1 protein-coding gene is annotated in these 360 nt (G+C 62.5%); it reads right to left on the minus strand.

Translation table 11 applies throughout. The features are described from left to right. Positions 1 to 27: 27 nt before the first annotated feature. Positions 28 to 360: TetR family transcriptional regulator C-terminal domain-containing protein (locus EN859_RS36040; RefSeq protein ID WP_189502526.1), on the minus strand; the 333-nt coding region annotated here is incomplete at its 5' end.

The following is a 360-nucleotide window of genomic DNA, read 5'->3' on the forward strand; positions in this document are numbered from 1 at the left end:
GCGCAATTCCAGACGGAAAACCGTTTCTCACTTTTCCTGGGATTGCTCCAGAGGCGAGAGGCCGAGTTCGACCTCCACAGCCTTGATGCCAATCGCCGCCAATTCGCCGGGCGAGAACATCTCGCCGGCCAGGCAGCCTTCGATCCAGAGCCCGTCGATGATCGCATTGATCGCGATGGCATGGTGGCGCAGCTGGCTGGCGTCCGGCTTTCGCTGTTCGGCGGCGAGCACTTCGGCCACAACCGCTTCCACCTCATTGCGAAAGCCAAGGTAGCCTTCGCGGTGGGCACGAGCCAGGGTCGGATCCGCATTGGCGCGGCCAAGGAAGGTTGCCCAGAGCGAAAACACCCGCGAGTCGAT

The sequence above is a fragment of the Mesorhizobium sp. M00.F.Ca.ET.216.01.1.1 genome, from assembly GCF_004010325.2.
Taxonomy (GTDB): Bacteria; Pseudomonadota; Alphaproteobacteria; order Rhizobiales; family Rhizobiaceae; genus Mesorhizobium.